Origin of the sequence: Sorangium sp. So ce1504, assembly GCF_051521635.1 — a bacterium.
GTDB classification, from domain to species: domain Bacteria; phylum Myxococcota_A; class Polyangia; order Polyangiales; family Polyangiaceae; genus Sorangium; species Sorangium cellulosum_B.
Genome location: NZ_CP150365.1, coordinates 10164238 through 10180361, shown reverse-complemented (window position 1 = coordinate 10180361; position 16124 = coordinate 10164238). Strand labels below are relative to the sequence as shown.

Genomic DNA, 16124 nt, shown 5'->3' with positions numbered 1-16124 from the left:
CCGTGACGTCGGTCGTTGCTCTCGCAGTCTGCGTGTGGGGAGCTAGCACGCTGACGGCTTGCGCTGCCTATCCCGAGGATTGCTCGGAAAAGCTGGCGTGTGCTCCCGATCCGGAGCACACGCCTGACCCGTGCGCGGGAGAGCCCGGCACAGCGCCAGCGCTCGACAAGTGTGGCGTGTTCGTCAGCGAGCAGGGCGACGACAACAGCCCCGGAACGAAGGGAGCGCCGGTCAAGACGCTCCAGCACGCGATCGGGCTCGCCGCGCACGGTCGAGACCACGGCGAGGCGCCGACCCGGCGCGTGTACGCGTGCGGCGGGGTGTTCGCGGAGAAGATCACGCTGCCCTCGGGGATTGACCTCTGGGGCGGGCGCCTGTGTGACGGCGGCGATTGGTCGTATGACGGGTCGTTCGGCGGACCGAATCACCCCACGATCATCGCTCCGCAGGTGGGTATCCCGCTGAGGGTGCTCGCGGATGACAAAGAGCACGCGACGTCAACGGTCTTCGGCGTGCGCGTCGCGGCGGCGGATGCGTCCGCGGATGACGGCAAGTCGTCGATCGCGATGATCTTGAGCCCTGGGGCCAGGGCAATCGTGCGGCAGAGCAAGATCCTCGCAGGCGATGGCAAGGATGGAGAGCCGGGCGAGGACGCGCCGAGCGTTCGCGCGAGCTCCGGCGTGGTGGGGAACGACGGCGCGGACGCCTGCACCGCGGACGCGGCGCCGGGCGCCCTTCCGGTCGTGACCGTGTGCGGCGATGGGATCGAGTCGATGGGTGGCCAGGGGGGCGATGGAGGCCTCGAGACGGGCAGCGACGGAACTTCAGGGCTGCCGGAGCCGCTCGGGAATCCGACCGAGCGCGGCCTGGGTGGATCCGGCGCGGTCAGCATGGCATGCAGGCAGGGGCAGAACGGAGCCGACGGCGCTCCTGCGGAGCGCGCTGCCGGAGCGGATGGCGCTGGCCTCTTGGACGAGTACGGATGGGTCGGCGTCCGCGGGAAGGATGGAGCGAAGGGCGGCGCCGGTCAGGGCGGCGGCGGGGGCGGGGGCGGCAAAGGTCGCGACTCCGCCAGGAACGCGTGTCCGGCAGGTCGGCCCCAGGGCGGTGCGGCCGGCGGCTCGGGGGGCAGTGGCGGCTGCGGTGGCAAGGGGGGCAAGGGAGGCGACTACGGCGGCGCGAGCATCGCGATCGTGGCGTTGCAGGGGAGCGACCTCACAGTCGATGCGAGCACGGTCCTCGGGGCCAAGGGCGGCGACGGCGGGGTCGGCGGAACGGGCCAGTGGGGAGGCTTTGGCGTCGATGGCGGTCTCGGTGGCCACGGTCTTTTGATCGACGCGTCGCGAGGGTGCCGCGGCGGCTTTGGAGGCGACGGCGGTCGCGGGGGCGATGCCGGCGGCGGTCTCGGGGGCCACTCGCTCGGCATCGGCTCCGTGGGCGCCTCCGTGGCCATCACGGAGCTCGCGAAGGTCTTGCCCGGACAAGCCGGCAAGGGTGGCCGCGGCGGCAATGCATCCGTCGAAAATTCGCCCGGCCAGGGGAAAGCCGGGATTGCGCTGTTCTGGTACCCGTTCGATACGCTAGATCCGGAACCGGCTCGATGAACTACCCTGCGCTGACAGCGCACGTCAGGATGCGCACATGAGAAAGACCACCGCTGCTACCTTCGTCTTTCTGTTGTCGCCGTGGGCGACCGGCTGCGGAACTGCGCCCGACGTGAACGCCCCTGGCGTGCCGTCTTGCGAGGGCACCTCGTGCGAGCAAGAGCCGCCCCCGGAGTCGGTCTGCGCCGAGCACGTCGCCGCCGATATCCTCGACGACGGCTGTGGCGTGTTCATCGCTGGACCCTACGGTTTTGGCGACGACAGGAACCCCGGCACGAAGGCGAAGCCTGTGGCCACCGTCGAGCGTGCCGTCGAGCTCGCGCGCACGGGACGAGGCCGCATGTTCATCTGCAACGACGGATTTCCGGTGCGTCAGATCAGGGTGCCCTCCGGCGTGGACCTCCTCGGGGGCTTTCACTGCCGGCGATGGAATCGCGACCCTGAAATCCCGCGAACCACATTTTTTCACCAGCCGATCGCCGACCTCGCCGACCCCATGGTGATCGTCGAGCCCGCGGGTCCCGAGGACAGCGGGGCCGCGGACGGGGTGTCGACGCTCGCCGATCTCAACCTTGGGGCTTTTGGTCCGCTCGGCGTGCTCGTCCAGTCCAACACGGGGGTGGAGATCGTGCGGAGCGAGATCCGCGCAGACGGTGCAATAGCGGGCAGCGATGGCGAGCAGTGGCCGACCGATCAACCGGACGGACCGGATGGCAATTTCGCTGGCGAGGGGTGCTCGGCGCCCCTCGTCGCCGGCGGACCTGCGGCGGTGAACCGGTGCGAGAGCGGGCACACGAGCGTCGGTGGCAAGGGAGGGGATGGGCTGCCCGACAGCGCCGGGGATGGCGGCGACGGGGAGCCCGTCTACACTTCGCCCTCGCGCGGCGGCATCGGGGAGCGAGACAACCGCCGTTGCGAAAGCGGATTCACCGGGGGCCCGGGGGCTCCGGGAACGCAGGGCGCGCCCGGCAAGGGCATCGGGCGCCTCACCGAGGCCGGTTGGGAGGGCGACACGGGGGGCGAGGGGACGTGGGGCACCCCGGGCCAGGGGGGCGGCGGCGGCGGCGGTCGCCGGGGCGGGCTGGCCGTGTGCGGCGCGGCTTCCAAGGGAGGCGGAGGAGGAGGCTCGGGTGGGGCCGGCGGCTGCGGAGGCCGGGGGGGCCGCGGGGGAGCGAACGGACGTCCGACCATCGGCGTCCTCGCGCTTCACGCCCGGGTGACGGTGCGCGACAGCGAGATCACGACGATCTCCGGCGGCAGGGGCGGCGACGGCGGGCCGCCCCAGGAAGGCGGCCGAGGGGGCCGAGGCGCACCGGGCGCCGCCGACGTGGACGCCGTTCAGGGCTGCTTCGGCGGCCCGGGCGGCGAAGGAGGCCACGGCGGCTACGGCGGCCCGGGGCGCGGCGGCGACTCGATCGGCGTCGCCTACCTCGACGAGGGCCAGCTCACGCTCGAGGGCGTCATCTTCGAGATCGGACCGCCGGGCCATGGCGGCATGAGCTGGAACCACGATGGCACGACCACGATGGGGCAGAGCGGCGAGAGGCACGAGACGCTTCGCTTTCCCGAGTAGCCCCAGTCACGTCACGGGAGATCGGCGACCGAGTCCACGGGCCAAGTCGCCAGGAACCTGGAAGCCCAAGCGACCATGGCGGCCGGCGGCTCGCCTTCACCATCCCACGATGCGATCAGCGCTTCGAGCTCGCGCGCGGCGGCTTCGAGCTCGCGCTTGGCAGCGATGCCGCGAGGAGTCTTGGGCGACTCAAGGAGCAGGCGAATCTTCGCAAGCGCCTTTATAACTTCCTCTTTGTGCAGGACCCCATCTGTCGTCACCACCCAGTAGGAAGAACCGCTCTGCACCTCTGGCATCAGAGTCCATGCGATTCGATAAGTCGCCGCGAGCACGGTGAGTACCGCAACGAGCGAATCTGTCAGGTTGCTCGCTTCGATATTTACGCTTGGTGCCGGCATCTCACGCGGCGATGGCTTCACCCATGTATGCTGATCTGAAAACAGGCAATCGTAGAGCCTGATCTCACCCGGAAGACCCAGGCCCGCTGTCACATCGGGCACGAGCATGGTCCCGATCTCCGGCGGCATGCGCTCGCAACCGAACGTCGTTTCGATGTCGCGGGAAATCCATTCCGCGCACGGCTGCTGTTCCGGCAAGAGTTCGAAGCTAGCGTAGCTCTTCCCGATAGCGGCAGACCTGAGGCTATCGTCCGGGCGCGACACGAAACCTGGATCGAATGGGCTTCGATGAACAAGGAAACGCACGTCTCGAAATTCGACCGCGAACAAGTCCTTCGTTTGTTTCACGATCTCAACCGTGCGCAAACTGTGGACAATATAGTAAGGAGCCAGGAAGCTCACATGAAACCAGATCGGCTCACCGGCGGATCTTGGCAGATCAATCGTAAATGAATAGCAGCCGTCCCAGCCGCCGGTGGGGAGGTGTAGCGAGTGATTCATGAGCATGCCGGGGAATCGTTCTGCGATGCGACGCAGCATGGAGTGCCAGCGCTCGTCCTTCGATGCCTGGATCCGCGCGGCCACGAGCCGAGCGTGCTCCTCCGTGTTCTTGCAGAGCTGGACGTCGATATCGCCATCCTTGGTGAGCCCAACCCCACGTGGATAGTATCGATAGACAATGCCGAGCAGCTCATCGATGCTGTGTTTCATGGAATCACTTAACCCTGGCACCAAGCTCTTCATACATCTTGGGGAAACGCTCCCTCATGCAGCTCTTATGCCTCTCGCAGAATATACCTTGCGGAAGATCCCGGCCTCCATTCTCATACAGAAAATCCGCACATGCGTTCGCTACATTGGCGGCATATATCGCCGCCGTCTCTGGTGATGTCAGCCCCCCAGCGCTCGCTTCGAATGGGCATTCCTACGATAACCGAACACGCTGCGTCACCCTCCAAATTGTGACCGAAATATAGATCTGCCTTTGCCTCCTGCCAACCGCTCACGGTTCCATCGTAGGCGACGATCGTAACAAAATTGAAGGCTCGCGGGTCGATCGGTATTTTGCCTGTGCACCCCATGGTCGGAGCGCCGCTCTGCTGGCAGGGATCTGGCGGGCTCGTCGGGCTAGCTGTCGGCCGCTCCGAGCTGTCGCTCGGGCGTTCGTCCTCGTCCTCGTCTTCGTCTGCGTCGTCCGTTTTGTTGCACTGGAGTTTGCGCTCGCTGCCGTACTCCGGCCCGCTCGGCGGCTCCGCCCCGAAGTCCCCCGACGCGACGGAGGTGAAGACAGGAACGGGCGGCCCGACTGGTCCACCTGCACCTTCGCCCTTCACCCACTCCTCGATGGGATAGCAGTCTCCTACCGTCCGGTTGCATGCCGTTAGCGTGCAGATGGCAATGCCCACAATGATCAGCAGAGTTCTTATTGCGTTCATCTTATGCTCCATCGAAGCACAGGACCGACGACGACAAGCACGGACACGTAGCCTGAGAGTACAAGGCTGCTCCCGCCGATCCAATCCACATTGGCGCTCACCGAGACGCCGAGCGGCCCTGCAACGTACGCGTTGGTTTGCGCATGCGCGCCTACCGCCATCCCGGCAACGTGCCCACACAATGTACTTCCGCAAGCCGGCATGAAGTAGATCGCAACGGATGGGCCAGCGCTAAAATCGCCATTCTTCCAGCCATATCCGAGAGCGGCGATGGTGCTATTGTAGACACCGGCCCCACCTATCTGGATTGGAGGCACGACGCTGAGGAGATCGTGAACATTGAATAGGATGTTGCCGTTGATGCGCCACGATATTCCCGCGTGCGGACTCACCGCCAGGTGCGTCACGGTGCCAGCCTGGATCCCCCCGAAGCTAATTCCGGCACTCAGCTCAGATGCGTCTGCCTGCGTCGGAACGACACTGAGCAGGAGAGCGAACACTGCCGACGATGAGATCTGCCGGTCTGTCGTCCTCATCGTCCCCGTCCCGTCTTCCGCAACGCGTGAGCAACGTGCCGACGCGGCCCATTCTTCTGATCACAGGATCGGCGTCAAACGGAATCTAGACGAGAACACTACACGGGCCAGGGGTCGTACCGTCCAGAGCGTGCGCCAGCGGGCAGCGACCTGCGCGGCTCCAGCGCGTGTCGGCCTGCGGGCGCCAGCTGCTTGTCCACGCCGCCGCGAGAGCGCGCTACCGACCACGCGCCCCGGGCTGCGCGTGTCGGCTGCAAGCCCGACCCAGCGCGGCGCCGCGCGCAGGCAGCGGTCGCCGCGCGCTGTGACGGCCACGCGCGTGGCGTGGCACGACGTCGCTCGTGCGGCCACGCCGCCCGCGAGCACGGCGCCTGACGGTGGCCTGCGCGGTCGGCGGCGACGACGCGCTAGCGCTCACGCGCCTGGAACTGCACGCCGTCGCTCGCGTGTCCGCGTCGGCGCGAGCGTCACGCGTCGTGGCCCATCGACAGGCAGCCATGAGACCGGCTACGGATGGCCAGCTAAGGCTCCGCGGGCCCCGCAGCCCGGACGATCCCGCAGGCCGCTCCGCTGCTCGAGGGCGTCGCCGCTGTTGCCCCGGCGGCCTCTCGGGGTCGTCGAGCTGCTGAGCCGCGCCTAAGCCGATCACCTCGCGCATGCGTTGCAGATCGCCCAGGAGCGCCATCACCTCGATCACACCGCGCCGTACGCCGGCGAGCGGAGCGGGAGAACTGACGGATCAAGAGCTCGACCACGCCGCTGCGCAGCCGCGGGTCTTCGATCATCGTCGCCCGCGCGACAAGGGCGGGCCGCGTGCCTCACGATTCTGCAGTGCCGCGACCACGCGCGGCTTGGGCGCCAGCGCTCGCAACGAGTGACGGCCTGGCCCGACGCGCTTGAGCACACGGACATCGACGGCCCCGAACTCGCCGGCGTCCACCTCGATCTCCGCGCGCGGAGCGGGCGCGGACCTCGATCCTGCGGCCTGTCTGCTCGAGCGCCATATACGCCGCCCAGAACGGGCGCCAGCTGGCCCATGCGCGCCGTGCCGACTTCGCGCGCGAGGTCATCCAGATGAACCCCGACGCTGGCGACGGCTCCGCGCGCGCCGGCGCCTACCTCGACCCCGCAGCCGCCGTCTGCTTCGGCGCCAAGCAGCGCGACGCCGGCGCGATCCCGAGCTCGCGTGCGTCCATCATGTGGCCGCAGCCGCTCCCGCGGAGCGCCCGGCGTGCCCTTGATCTCCGCAGCCGCCGCCCCCCGCGTACTCAACCAGGCAGACGGCGGCGTCGATTCGCTGGCAACGTGAGCTCGGTCGGGTGGACCGCGTCGCGGATCATCTCCTTCAGGTCGAAGCGCCTCAAACAGTAGGCTCGGCTACCCTGCGGAGCCGCTGACGCCCGAGAAGGCGCATTCGCAGGCATCACGCGCAGCATCTCTCACCGTGTGCGACCCCTCAGCGCGCCCGCCGAGCTCCGTGCACCACACGGCGGCTCTGGCCCTCCGCGGCACCAGCCCGCCGCGGCACCACGGCACGGCCGCAGCCCGGGCGGCACCGGTGGCGGAGGCAGCGGTGAGCCCCCCGTCGGGGTCGCCTTCACAGCGACGTCGGTGTCTGAGGAAGGGCACCGGGTGGCGGTCATCGGCGCAGGGTCACGACCGCGATCGCCAGGGCCAGCCCGAGCGCGTGCGCGTGCGGATGCGGCGGCTCGATGACGTCGGCCGCGGGGTACGGATCCGAGGTGATTGCCTCCACGCCGGGCCTGGGCGGTGTCATGCGTGTAGGCGCGACAAGACGATTCGCATCCTCACCTCGCACCACTCGCGGGGCATCCCGCGCTAACCACGCGCACATCATCCGATGACGATGACCGTCAAGTGTCAACGGATGGGAGCGTTGTCGACGTGGTCGATCCGCTCCCAGCGGCTGCCCTCGAGGCGCACGATGTCCTTCGAGCCGACGACCCAGAGCGCGCCGCCGACGCTGTCGACCGTGTGCGCGTCCTCGATCTCGGGCACGAGCCCGGTCGAGACTCGCCGGAGGCTGCCGCGCTCGTAGGTGAAGAGGCCGCGCGGATTGGCGCCGCTTGCCAGGTAGATCCGGCCGTCGTGCCTGGTGATCGACGTGAACATCTGGCGCCGGCCCGAGACCGCGACCGCGCGGAAGCCTTCGCGCCGGTTGCCGCGGAGGAGCGTGCCTTCGCGCCCGCAGATCCAGATGCGCTTCTCGTCCTCGACGAAGATGCTCACCAGCGCCGCGGCCGTGACGGGCGGGAGAGCGGTGAACGTGGCGCCGTCCCAGACGAGGATCGTGCCGCGCGTCCCGGTGACGTAGATCTCGTCCTCGCGTGGACCGTCGACGCAGTAAAAGACCTTGTGCTCCGCGGCCGGCGAGCTCGGCGCGCGCAGGAGCGCCCGGGCCCGCTCCTCGGGATCTTGCAAGAGCGAGCGATCGAGGTGCTCCCAGCGGCCGGCGCCGAAGTCTCCGCCGATACGGCGATAGACCTGCCCCCCGTCGCCGCAGGCGTAGAGGTGGTCGCCGACAGGGCGGAGGCGCGCGAGGCGCCCCCAGCGCTCGGCGTCGGGCGAGGTGATGCCGGCGCCGGGGATCTTCTCGCGCGGGAACGGTGACCGCACGAGCACGACGTCTCCCTCGGCGGAGAGCACGCAGAACGAGGTCGGCGCGCCGGGCGCGGGGGTGAAGCGGGCGATCGAGGTGACCGCGACCTGGAGGTCGTCGTAGAACCACTTCACCGGCCCCGGATCGCCGGCATCGTAACGGCAGAGCCGGGTGAACGGCGTGAAGGGCTCCTGGCCGTCTGGCACGCCGGCGACACAGAGGAAGTCCGCGGCAGCGGCCTTGGCGCGGGTAAAGGTGAGCGGCGTCGTCATGGTGATGTCTCCCTCGACCTCAGTAGCGACCGCCCGGGCGCATGCCGGTGCTGAGCGCCTCGTACTGCGGGCTCCCGGCCACGGTCGGCATGATGGTGGTGCGGCCGAGCTGCGCGCGGTCAACCCCGGCGAAGCCCGCCTGCACCGCGGCGCGGATCTGCGCCTCGCACTCCCGGCGGAGATTGACGACCTGATTCTCCGAGAGGTCGATGATGCTGCCGATGGCGGTCGTCCCCGGCGGCGTGCCGTTCACGCCCAGCTGGGCGATGCTCGCGTCCACGCCGTGCGCCTCCCAGTGCTCCGAGCCGTCGTCGCCGGCGTTGCCCTGGAGGCAGATGGCGGGCCCGTCGCCGAATGACGGGAAGTTGGGGATGCGCTTCATCCCCGCCTCGCCCTCGGCCCTCGTGCCATAACGAAGGGTGTAGTCGGGCACGATGTGGTGCGCCTGGTAGCCGGGTTCGCACGTGCCGCGGATAGTCCTGTATGGGCCGACGTTGCAAGGCCGGTCTCGCTCGCGCGTCACGCGCACGTTGCCCGCTGCGGCGGCGAGCCGCGCATTTTCCTCCTGTCGCGCGCGCTGCGCCCGCAGGCGCTCGGCGTTCTGCCGGATCTTCTCGGCCGAGGGCCACGGCTGCCTCACGAGCTGCTCGAGCTGCTCGGGCGTCATCTGGCGGAAGTCGACGAGGGTGCCCGCCTTGAGCGAGAGCTGATTGTTGGTGCTATCTACCTGGTTCCAGTACCAGCCGCTCGATCCATACGCGGCACTCCGCTGGTCGGCGCTCATCTGGCCATAAAGGTGCTGATCGATGCTCCGGGCGAACATGCCTTCATTGCCGATGTAATACTGACCGGCCATCTCCCCGAGGCCTGCTCCCAGCGCACCGAGGCCGAGCAGCGCGTTGAGCCTGGCGGCCGCCCCCATGGGCCCCGCGGCGGGCGCGCTCCCCGGCGTCGTGGCCGTGCCCGTGCCCGTGTAGGCCCCCGTCGTGTCGAGAAAGGCGACCTGGACCGGGCGGTCGCTGGCGCTCATCACCCGCGTGTCCCGCACGAAGATGAGCTTCCCCTCAGTGTTGCGGTCGTTCATCCACCAGGCGTCGTCGTGGCGGATCGCGTTCCTGCCCTCGATGCGCACGGTGGGCGAGTAGGTCTTGGGCTCGCAGACGCTGCCCACCGTGCCCGATTTGACCCCGAGCCCGCTGCCCGGCTCGTCACCCTGGCAGGTCGTCACCTTCGATCCCATGTTGTGCGACCGATCGCCGGTCTGCAGCACGGTGGTCGCGGTGTCCACGGCCGCCTGGTTCTGCCTTGCGTAGATCGAATAAGGGATGGGGACGAGCGCCGGGCCGACCGGCGTCTTGCAGACATCCGGGCAGGTCGAGACGATGATGCCTTCGCCTATGTCGCGGCTGCCCTCGCGCGGGATGCTCATGCGTCGCTCCCCGGGCTCACGAGCCCTCGCTCGTCACACCACGGCAGCGCCGCGGCCTCTTCGAGGCTCGCGGCAGCGAGATCGATACGATCGAAGCCCTGCGACATGGCCACCCAGGCGCGCCAGGTGAGCTGGACAGACCAAGGCGGCTCGCCGCGGACATCGATGTGCATGCCATCGAGGTGGAGGCGCACCGCGACGCGGCGCCCCCGCTCCCACTTGAACCAGGCCCAGAGCGAGTGGCCGGGCAGCGTGAACGCGAGCGCGCCGCCCCCCGACGTGAGGCCCTGGAGCTCGACGCGCTCGTCGCCGCGGAGATGGCCGGGCAAGACCAGGCCGGGGTGCGCGGTCTGGTAGAAGCGATAGTCGAAATCGGCGGGGAGCTGAGGGTGGCGAGTCGCCAGCCAGGCGTCGTCGTAGGTGCCGGCGAAGCGGCTGCGAAACTGCCACCAGGGCGGCACGGGCCCGAAGCCCTGCGGTTCTGGCCGCGCCGCCGGGTCGCCCACAGGCTCGGCCTCGCTGTCGATGGTGGGCGCGGGGTAGGCGCGATCGGCCGGCGTGTGGCGGCGATCGAGGACGCCCCGGCCGATGGGGTTGCGCGCGTCGACGTTGCCCTCGGGATCGCCGATGACGATGCCGCCGGCGGCCGATCGGTAGTCGATGGACGCGCGGGCCGCCGGCTCTCCCGTGGAAAGCCGAAACCCGCCGGCGTCCGGCTCGAACGCGCGCGGCGCATACGCCCTCAGGAAGCGCGTGTATTCCCCGACGCGCGCGCCCACCTGCCAGACGTGCGCGGCCACGCCCCCGGGGGCGTGGCCATCAGCGAGGAGGGTGACGTCGGCCGCGGGCTTGAAAGGGATGAGCAGGCCGACCCGGAGCATCGGTGTCGCATGCGGATCACCCTCGTACTCGTCGGCGAGGATCAAGGATTGATCGGGGGCGATCGACAGCCGGCCTTCGGGCGAGAGTAGAAGCGTGCCCCTTGCCGCGACGACGGCCATGGCTGCGCCGTCACGGTGCTTCTGCTCGAACCCTAGCGCGGCGAAGGGGGTCGCGTTGGCGGCCAACATGGCTAGCGGCGGTGGACGGCGACGCGGGTGCCGTCGATGAGGTGCGTCGCAGCAAAGGCGGTTCGATTCACGGCCAGCATGGCACTGCTCAGGTAGGATCGATGACGAACTCGATCTTGGTCCCTGCATGGACACCAAGAAGGACGACACCGGACGGGACGCCGCGGGATGTGGCTCGGCATGAAGCTCCGGGCTCGAACCGCTTTCTGCGACCGCATTCAGGGCTAGTTGAGATCGATCGGATCGCCGAAGACCTGGACATGCTCGCTCCCATCGACCAGGATCCTAACGCCCTTGAGCGTGATGTTGCCGTCCTTGTCCATCACGAACTTCGATTTGCCGCACGTGATTTCGATCTTCTCCCCGACGTCGATGGTCTGATTCCGGCCAATCTGCACTACCTCGTCGACACCCACGGCGCGGGCGCGGATCATCCCCACCGCTTCGCGCAGGCTATTCAGCACGCTCTTCGTGGCGTTGTTGCCGACCGTGACGTCCTCGTTGTGGCCGATCCCCGTCGTCCGGTCGCGGCCGATCGTCGTCTCCTGATCGTTCTTGACCAGCTTGTGGAGGTCCTTCTCGGCTTGCATCCTGACGAGCTCGCTACCGGCCTTGTCCTCGAACATGATCTCGTTGTAGCCGTACGTGGACGGGCTCGAGTTGCTCTTCCAGCCGCTCTGCGTCTTGTTCATGGGCAGCGAGTAGGGCGTCTTCTGGAGGTTGGTGTACACGCGGCCGACGATGATGGGCCGGTCGGGATCGCCGCCGAGGAAGTCCACGATGACCTCCTGTCCGATGCGCGGCAGGTTGGTCCCGCCGAAGCCGGCGCCGCCCCAGGGCTGGCTGACGTGGATCCAGCACGACGAGTCGTTGTTCATCTTGCTCTCGCGGTCCCAGTGGAAGTGGGCGCGCACGCGGCCGAACTCGTCGACGTGGATCTCCTCGCCGGGCGGACCGACCACCGTGGCGCTCTCGACGCCCTGCGCGCGGGGCTTGCGCGTGCGCAGCGGCGGTCGGTAGGGCGCGTCGGCGCTCACGGCGACGCAGGAGTGCTCCCACTCGGCCGGTACCTCGCCGGAGAGCTGGGACTCGAGGACGAGCAGCTTCTTGTCGGGACCGAGCTCGCTCTTCGGGTGCTCGAGGAACGAGAGGACGGCGCCCGGTGCGGGATCGATGACGTTGGTCTTGAACACGATCTCCCGTGCCGAGGCGCGCTTCGCCTCCAGCCGACGCTGAGCGAGCGCCTCGCCCTCGGACTCGTCCGCGCGGTACTTGCCCTGATCGTCGGCTGTCGGCGAGCTCTCGCCCTTTTGACTTTCGAACAGGAACGCGCCAGGCACATAATGGAAGCGCTCCAGCTGATCTTCCACGGGGCCGGCGCCGGAGGCGGTGGCCAGGAGCTTGTAGTTCGCGGGCCTCCGGTGGTCGTGGTCGCGCACCGTGTACCTGCCGGGTCGCAGGCGGCGGCCGACGACGACCTTGGTGACGTGCTCGCGGTCGGCGTCGGTCGGGTGATCGCGGTAAGTGATGGGCACGCGGGCGACGTTCGCCTGGGGGCGGTCGTCGAGGACGAGCCGGCTCTCTCCGCCGTTGTCGAAGTAGAAGCTCACCCCGGCGTCCTCCAGCATGCGGCTGATGAAGGTGTAGTCGCTCTCGCCGTACTGGACGCGGTACTTGCGCTTCTTGTACTCGCCGGCAAGCCGCCGCGTGGGGGAGATGCCCCACTCGCCGAGGAGCTGCAGCACGATGTCGACCTCCGACTTGTGCTGGAACATGCGGTAGTTGCGGCGCTGGGTGGCGAGCCAGAGCCGCGGGACCAGGGTCAGCTCGTAGGTGGAGAGGTAGCGCTCCTCGACGGCCACCTGCTGGAGGTGACTGCACAGTCCGGACCAGACGCGGGTCTGATTCGCGTGCGCGGTGAAGGTCATGGGCTGGCCGATGACGGCTTCGAAGTCGATATCCGGGTTGTCCGATACGGCGACGATCTGGACCTCGAAGAGCGAGGAAATCCGCTCGGTGACCTGGAAGCGACGCACATCGAGCATGTCGCCCGACGCGATCTGCGCCTCGACTCGGTAGACCCCCGAGCTCAGTCCGGTTCCCTTGTTTCGCATGATCGGGTGCGTGTCGGCCATGGGCATTCCTAGCCCGGTCTACCCTGCGCTTGTAGAGCGGACAGCCGATGCTATCCGGCAGCCATCCCTGTCCGCAAGAGGGGCCCGCGCGCATTGTACGCTCAGGGCTCCGCCGGTGCGGCCGTTCAGACGGTCGAACGCCCACACATTGACGCCTCGTGTTGATGGTTGCAGTATCGCCGGCGGAGTGAAGGTCGTCTCCCTTTCGCAGCTCCCCGTTGGCCTGGTCGTGTGGCAACCCCATCCAGGCGCCTGGATGCAGACGTTCGTCTGTAAAAGCACGTTCAAGCTGTACCCCGGTGTGTGTGCCCTCGCGGCCGAGCAGGAGCCGCTCCACCTATCCGACCGCCACTGGCGCGACGACGCGTGCTGGAGTCTCTATGCGGCCTCCGACTTCGTCCCCCACCGCGCCCGGGCGGACGTCGTCCTCGTTGGCCACGCCTTCTCGCCCAACGGCACGGCAGTCCGATCCCTCACTGCCCGCGTGATCGTGAATGACATCGACAAGGCCATCGAGGTCTACGGAGCTCGCAGCTTCACGCAGCACGGCGTCCTCGATCAGAGCTCGCGCTTCACCAGGATGCCGCTGCTCTGGGAGTACGCGGGCGGCGGCCCCGGCACCTCCAACCCCGTCGGCATGCCCCCCCATGCTCGCGACATCCACGGGCGACGCAACCTCCCCAACCTCCAGCGTCCAGGCGTTGTCGTCATCGGGCCGGACGACGTCATCGAGCCCGTGGGATTTGGACCCGTTGCCTCCGGATGGCCCACCCGCCGGCAGAAGCTGGGGCGCTACGCGGCCACGTTCCCCGGCAACGACTGGCACCGCCAGCCCCTGCCCCCGGACCTCGACGTCAGCTACTTCAACGCCGCGCCGGTCGACCAGCAGACCACCGCGCTCCGCAATGACGAGCGGCTCATCCTCGAGCATCTCCACCCCGAGCACCCGCACCTCGTCACGAGCCTCCCGGGGCTCCACCCCCGCGCCTACGTCGACCGCCCTGGCGAGCCCTCGCAGGGCGTCGCCATGTGGCCCGATCTGCTCTGGATCAACACCGACCGCTGCATCTGCACGGTGACCTGGCGCGGCCAGGTCCCGCTCCGAGAGCCGCAAGAGGCCGGGCAGATCCTGGTCGCGCTGGAGGGGCCTTATCAGACCCTCGTAAGTAACGACAGCGAGGGCGTGGCCAGCAGCTCTGGAGTGGGGCTCGCGAGCGGCCGGGCCGGCGGCGGCGCGATGAGCGAGATCGGGCTCCAAGCGTCCTACGACCAGGCGCACGATGGCGATAGCGCCGTGCACAACGAGGATGACCCTGAGGTCTGCACCCTGCCGTTGGACGTGAATCAGGATCTCGCCGTCTCCCGGCCGGCCCTACCGTTCGCCACAGTGCCCGCGGGCCAACCTGCTCCCCCGTCGAGCCCGGCGCAGCGCCTCGCAGTCCCCCCCTTCGTGCAGTCCGCGCCGCCGGCGGCCGCGGTACCCCCGTCGAGTCGGGCACAGCACCTCGAGGCCGCGGCCGCTGCGTTCGTTCAGGCCGCGCCACGAGCAGCCGCGGTACCCACTCCGGCAGCCGCGGCGCAGCCGCCCGCCGATGCGCCCACTGCCACCAGCGCGGCTTCACTGGTCGCCGCGAAACCCGCGTTGCCATTCGTGCAGGGCGAGCGAGCTGAGCCTGCGCTACGTCACCAAGCAGAGTCTTCGCCGCGAGGGGCGGAGCCAGCAGAGGCTCCTGACAAGGTGCTGCGTCCGCCGCTTGTCGCGATCCCTCCAGCGCTGTCGCCTGCGCTGCACGCGCCGCCTGCGCCTGAGCGCGATGCGAGGTCTCCGCCCCTGACGGCAAAGGAGCCCGCCCCTCCTGCCATGCTCGGCCCACTGGCGAGGCCAGACATGGGGGCGATGGAGCCCTCGGCAGAGGAGGCGCCCGAGCCTGACACCCAGGCGAAAAAGCCTGGTCCGCTCCCCGCGCCGGAGGAGCCCGCACCGCCTCTCGCGGCCTACCCCATCGAGCGTTGCGCAGTCATTGCGGCCAAGCTCGCGCAGCGGCCGGCGGACTGCGACACCATCCTCAAAGCGGAGAAGCTCACGCCGAAGAATTGGCAGTCGCTGCACGAACAGTGGCTTGACGAGATCCAGGACGAGATCGCGCGCCGGAAGAAGAAGCTCCTGTCAGCGTACGACGCGGCCTACGTGGCGGCACTCGAGAAGGAGCGCGGGCCGATCACAGCGGGCGAGTACGCACAGCTTGTGATCTCGGCCGAGCAGGGGCAGGGCCAGGCGGCACTGGCCGAGCTGGGCCTGCCGGATGAGTCGATGATGCGGATCCGGCGGGTGTGGCTGGAGAGGATCGTGAAAGACAAGAAGGCGGCGGCAGCGGTGCGGGCTGCAATGCGGAAGGCGGACGAAGCTTGAAGGCGGGCGCGCTGAGCGGCGGGAGCTTCTAAGGTAGGCACAACCGCATGGGCCTGGGCCCTCCGGCTCGACCGGAGCCCATCGTACCCATCAAGAGCACGTTATGCCTCTCCGCGGCGGTGATGTTGGGGTGGCCTTCGCCGCGTCGCAGGGCTTCTCGGACCTCGCGAGGTCGTTGACCGAGCGCGGCGCGTCGTCGGCCCGTTGCGCTGCCAGGGGTCGGCGGTACCCAGGCCCCGGCAGAGCCAGGACTAAGCGGACCGTGCCGACGTGGCTCGGCTTCCGCGGCTCTCCGCGTCTGTCCTACCTCGGTGCCTCGTCTATGCAGCCTGCTACTGTCGGCGCGACCTTGCTCGCCCCTTCGGTGCCGCCGACAGCCCGAGCAGCCGACCGATCGCCTCGTGAACCACCCGGGCGGCCTCTATATCACCGAGCGCGACAGCGCGGCTCAGCGTGCGGGCGAGCGAGTCAACCAGCGCAGATCGAGGCGACGGGTCGGCCGGCGCGAGCTCAACACGTCCCAGGCTCGCCGGCTGGGCCCACGTTGGGCCTGCGCCTTCCGAGGGGCTGCGATCCGTCGTCACGCTCCCCCGAAATCTCGACGAAAGTGACGGAACGCGACGGTTCGGCACCGCAGATTC

At 68.8% G+C, this 16124-nt stretch carries 11 protein-coding genes; 3 read left to right on the top strand and 8 right to left on the bottom strand.

The genetic code is table 11. The annotated features are described in order from the left end of the window. Positions 1-176: 176 nt before the first annotated feature. Positions 177-1604 carry a hypothetical protein gene (locus WMF39_RS38335; protein WP_437741418.1) on the top strand — a complete coding sequence of 476 codons (1428 nt, stop codon included), beginning with the start codon at positions 177-179 and terminating at the stop codon, positions 1602-1604. A 37-nt stretch (positions 1605-1641) separates the two neighbouring features. Next, positions 1642-3177, top strand: a complete 1536-nt coding sequence (locus WMF39_RS38330; protein WP_437741417.1) for a hypothetical protein — start codon at positions 1642-1644, stop codon at positions 3175-3177. An 11-nt stretch (positions 3178-3188) separates the two neighbouring features. Here WMF39_RS38330 and WMF39_RS38325 read toward each other — a convergent pair whose 3' ends face one another. The 8 genes from WMF39_RS38325 to WMF39_RS38290 all read right to left on the bottom strand — a co-directional run bounded on the left by WMF39_RS38325 (position 3189) and on the right by WMF39_RS38290 (position 13073). Continuing rightward, the gene (locus tag WMF39_RS38325) at positions 3189-4286 is read right to left on the bottom strand and encodes a hypothetical protein (protein WP_437741416.1); all 1098 of its coding nucleotides are present in this window, start codon (positions 4284-4286) and stop codon (positions 3189-3191) included. A gap of 113 nt (positions 4287-4399) precedes the next feature. Further along, entirely contained in the window at positions 4400-5011 is a 612-nt protein-coding gene (locus WMF39_RS38320; protein ID WP_437741415.1) for a hypothetical protein, read from the bottom strand. Beyond that, on the bottom strand, positions 5008-5547 hold the full coding sequence (locus WMF39_RS38315; protein ID WP_437741414.1) for a hypothetical protein: 540 nt from the start codon (positions 5545-5547) through the stop codon (positions 5008-5010). The genes WMF39_RS38320 and WMF39_RS38315 overlap by 4 nt, the downstream gene beginning before the upstream one ends. 1639 nt (positions 5548-7186) lie before the next feature. Then, positions 7187-7324: a hypothetical protein gene (locus WMF39_RS38310; protein WP_272104033.1), complete on the bottom strand. Its 138-nt coding sequence runs from the start codon at positions 7322-7324 to the stop codon at positions 7187-7189. 104 nt (positions 7325-7428) lie between these two features. Further along, a complete protein-coding gene (locus WMF39_RS38305; RefSeq protein ID WP_437741413.1) occupies positions 7429-8439 on the bottom strand; it encodes a hypothetical protein in 1011 nt (336 codons plus the stop codon). 19 nt (positions 8440-8458) lie between these two features. Further along, a complete protein-coding gene (locus tag WMF39_RS38300) occupies positions 8459-9868 on the bottom strand; it encodes a DUF4150 domain-containing protein (RefSeq protein ID WP_437741412.1) in 1410 nt (469 codons plus the stop codon). Continuing rightward, complete coding sequence (locus WMF39_RS38295) at positions 9865-10938, bottom strand: DUF2169 family type VI secretion system accessory protein (protein ID WP_437741411.1); 1074 nt, start codon at positions 10936-10938, stop codon at positions 9865-9867. Before WMF39_RS38295 ends, WMF39_RS38300 begins: the two co-directional genes overlap by 4 nt. Positions 10939-11162: 224 nt before the next feature. Next, positions 11163-13073 carry a type VI secretion system Vgr family protein gene (locus tag WMF39_RS38290; RefSeq protein ID WP_437741410.1) on the bottom strand — a complete coding sequence of 637 codons (1911 nt, stop codon included), beginning with the start codon at positions 13071-13073 and terminating at the stop codon, positions 11163-11165. Between the two features lie 256 nt (positions 13074-13329). Between WMF39_RS38290 and WMF39_RS38285 the strand changes: the two genes are divergently transcribed. Then, complete coding sequence (locus WMF39_RS38285) at positions 13330-15483, top strand: DUF2169 family type VI secretion system accessory protein (RefSeq protein ID WP_437741409.1); 2154 nt, start codon at positions 13330-13332, stop codon at positions 15481-15483. Positions 15484-16124: the final 641 nt, after the last annotated feature.

What these genes read in the sequence shown, in the direction of transcription:
- WMF39_RS38330 (WP_437741417.1), top strand. Translation starts at nt 1,642, where the DNA reads ATGAGAAAGACCACCGCTGCTACCTTCGTCTTTCTGTTGTCGCCGTGG.
- WMF39_RS38325 (WP_437741416.1), bottom strand. Translation starts at nt 4,286, where the DNA reads ATGAAACACAGCATCGATGAGCTGCTCGGCATTGTCTATCGATACTAT.
- WMF39_RS38320 (WP_437741415.1), bottom strand. Translation starts at nt 5,011, where the DNA reads ATGAACGCAATAAGAACTCTGCTGATCATTGTGGGCATTGCCATCTGC.
- WMF39_RS38315 (WP_437741414.1), bottom strand. Translation starts at nt 5,547, where the DNA reads ATGAGGACGACAGACCGGCAGATCTCATCGTCGGCAGTGTTCGCTCTC.
- WMF39_RS38310 (WP_272104033.1), bottom strand. Translation starts at nt 7,324, where the DNA reads ATGACACCGCCCAGGCCCGGCGTGGAGGCAATCACCTCGGATCCGTAC.
- WMF39_RS38305 (WP_437741413.1), bottom strand. Translation starts at nt 8,439, where the DNA reads ATGACGACGCCGCTCACCTTTACCCGCGCCAAGGCCGCTGCCGCGGAC.
- WMF39_RS38300 (WP_437741412.1), bottom strand. Translation starts at nt 9,868, where the DNA reads ATGAGCATCCCGCGCGAGGGCAGCCGCGACATAGGCGAAGGCATCATC.
- WMF39_RS38295 (WP_437741411.1), bottom strand. Translation starts at nt 10,938, where the DNA reads ATGTTGGCCGCCAACGCGACCCCCTTCGCCGCGCTAGGGTTCGAGCAG.
- WMF39_RS38290 (WP_437741410.1), bottom strand. Translation starts at nt 13,073, where the DNA reads ATGGCCGACACGCACCCGATCATGCGAAACAAGGGAACCGGACTGAGC.
- WMF39_RS38285 (WP_437741409.1), top strand. Translation starts at nt 13,330, where the DNA reads ATGCAGACGTTCGTCTGTAAAAGCACGTTCAAGCTGTACCCCGGTGTG.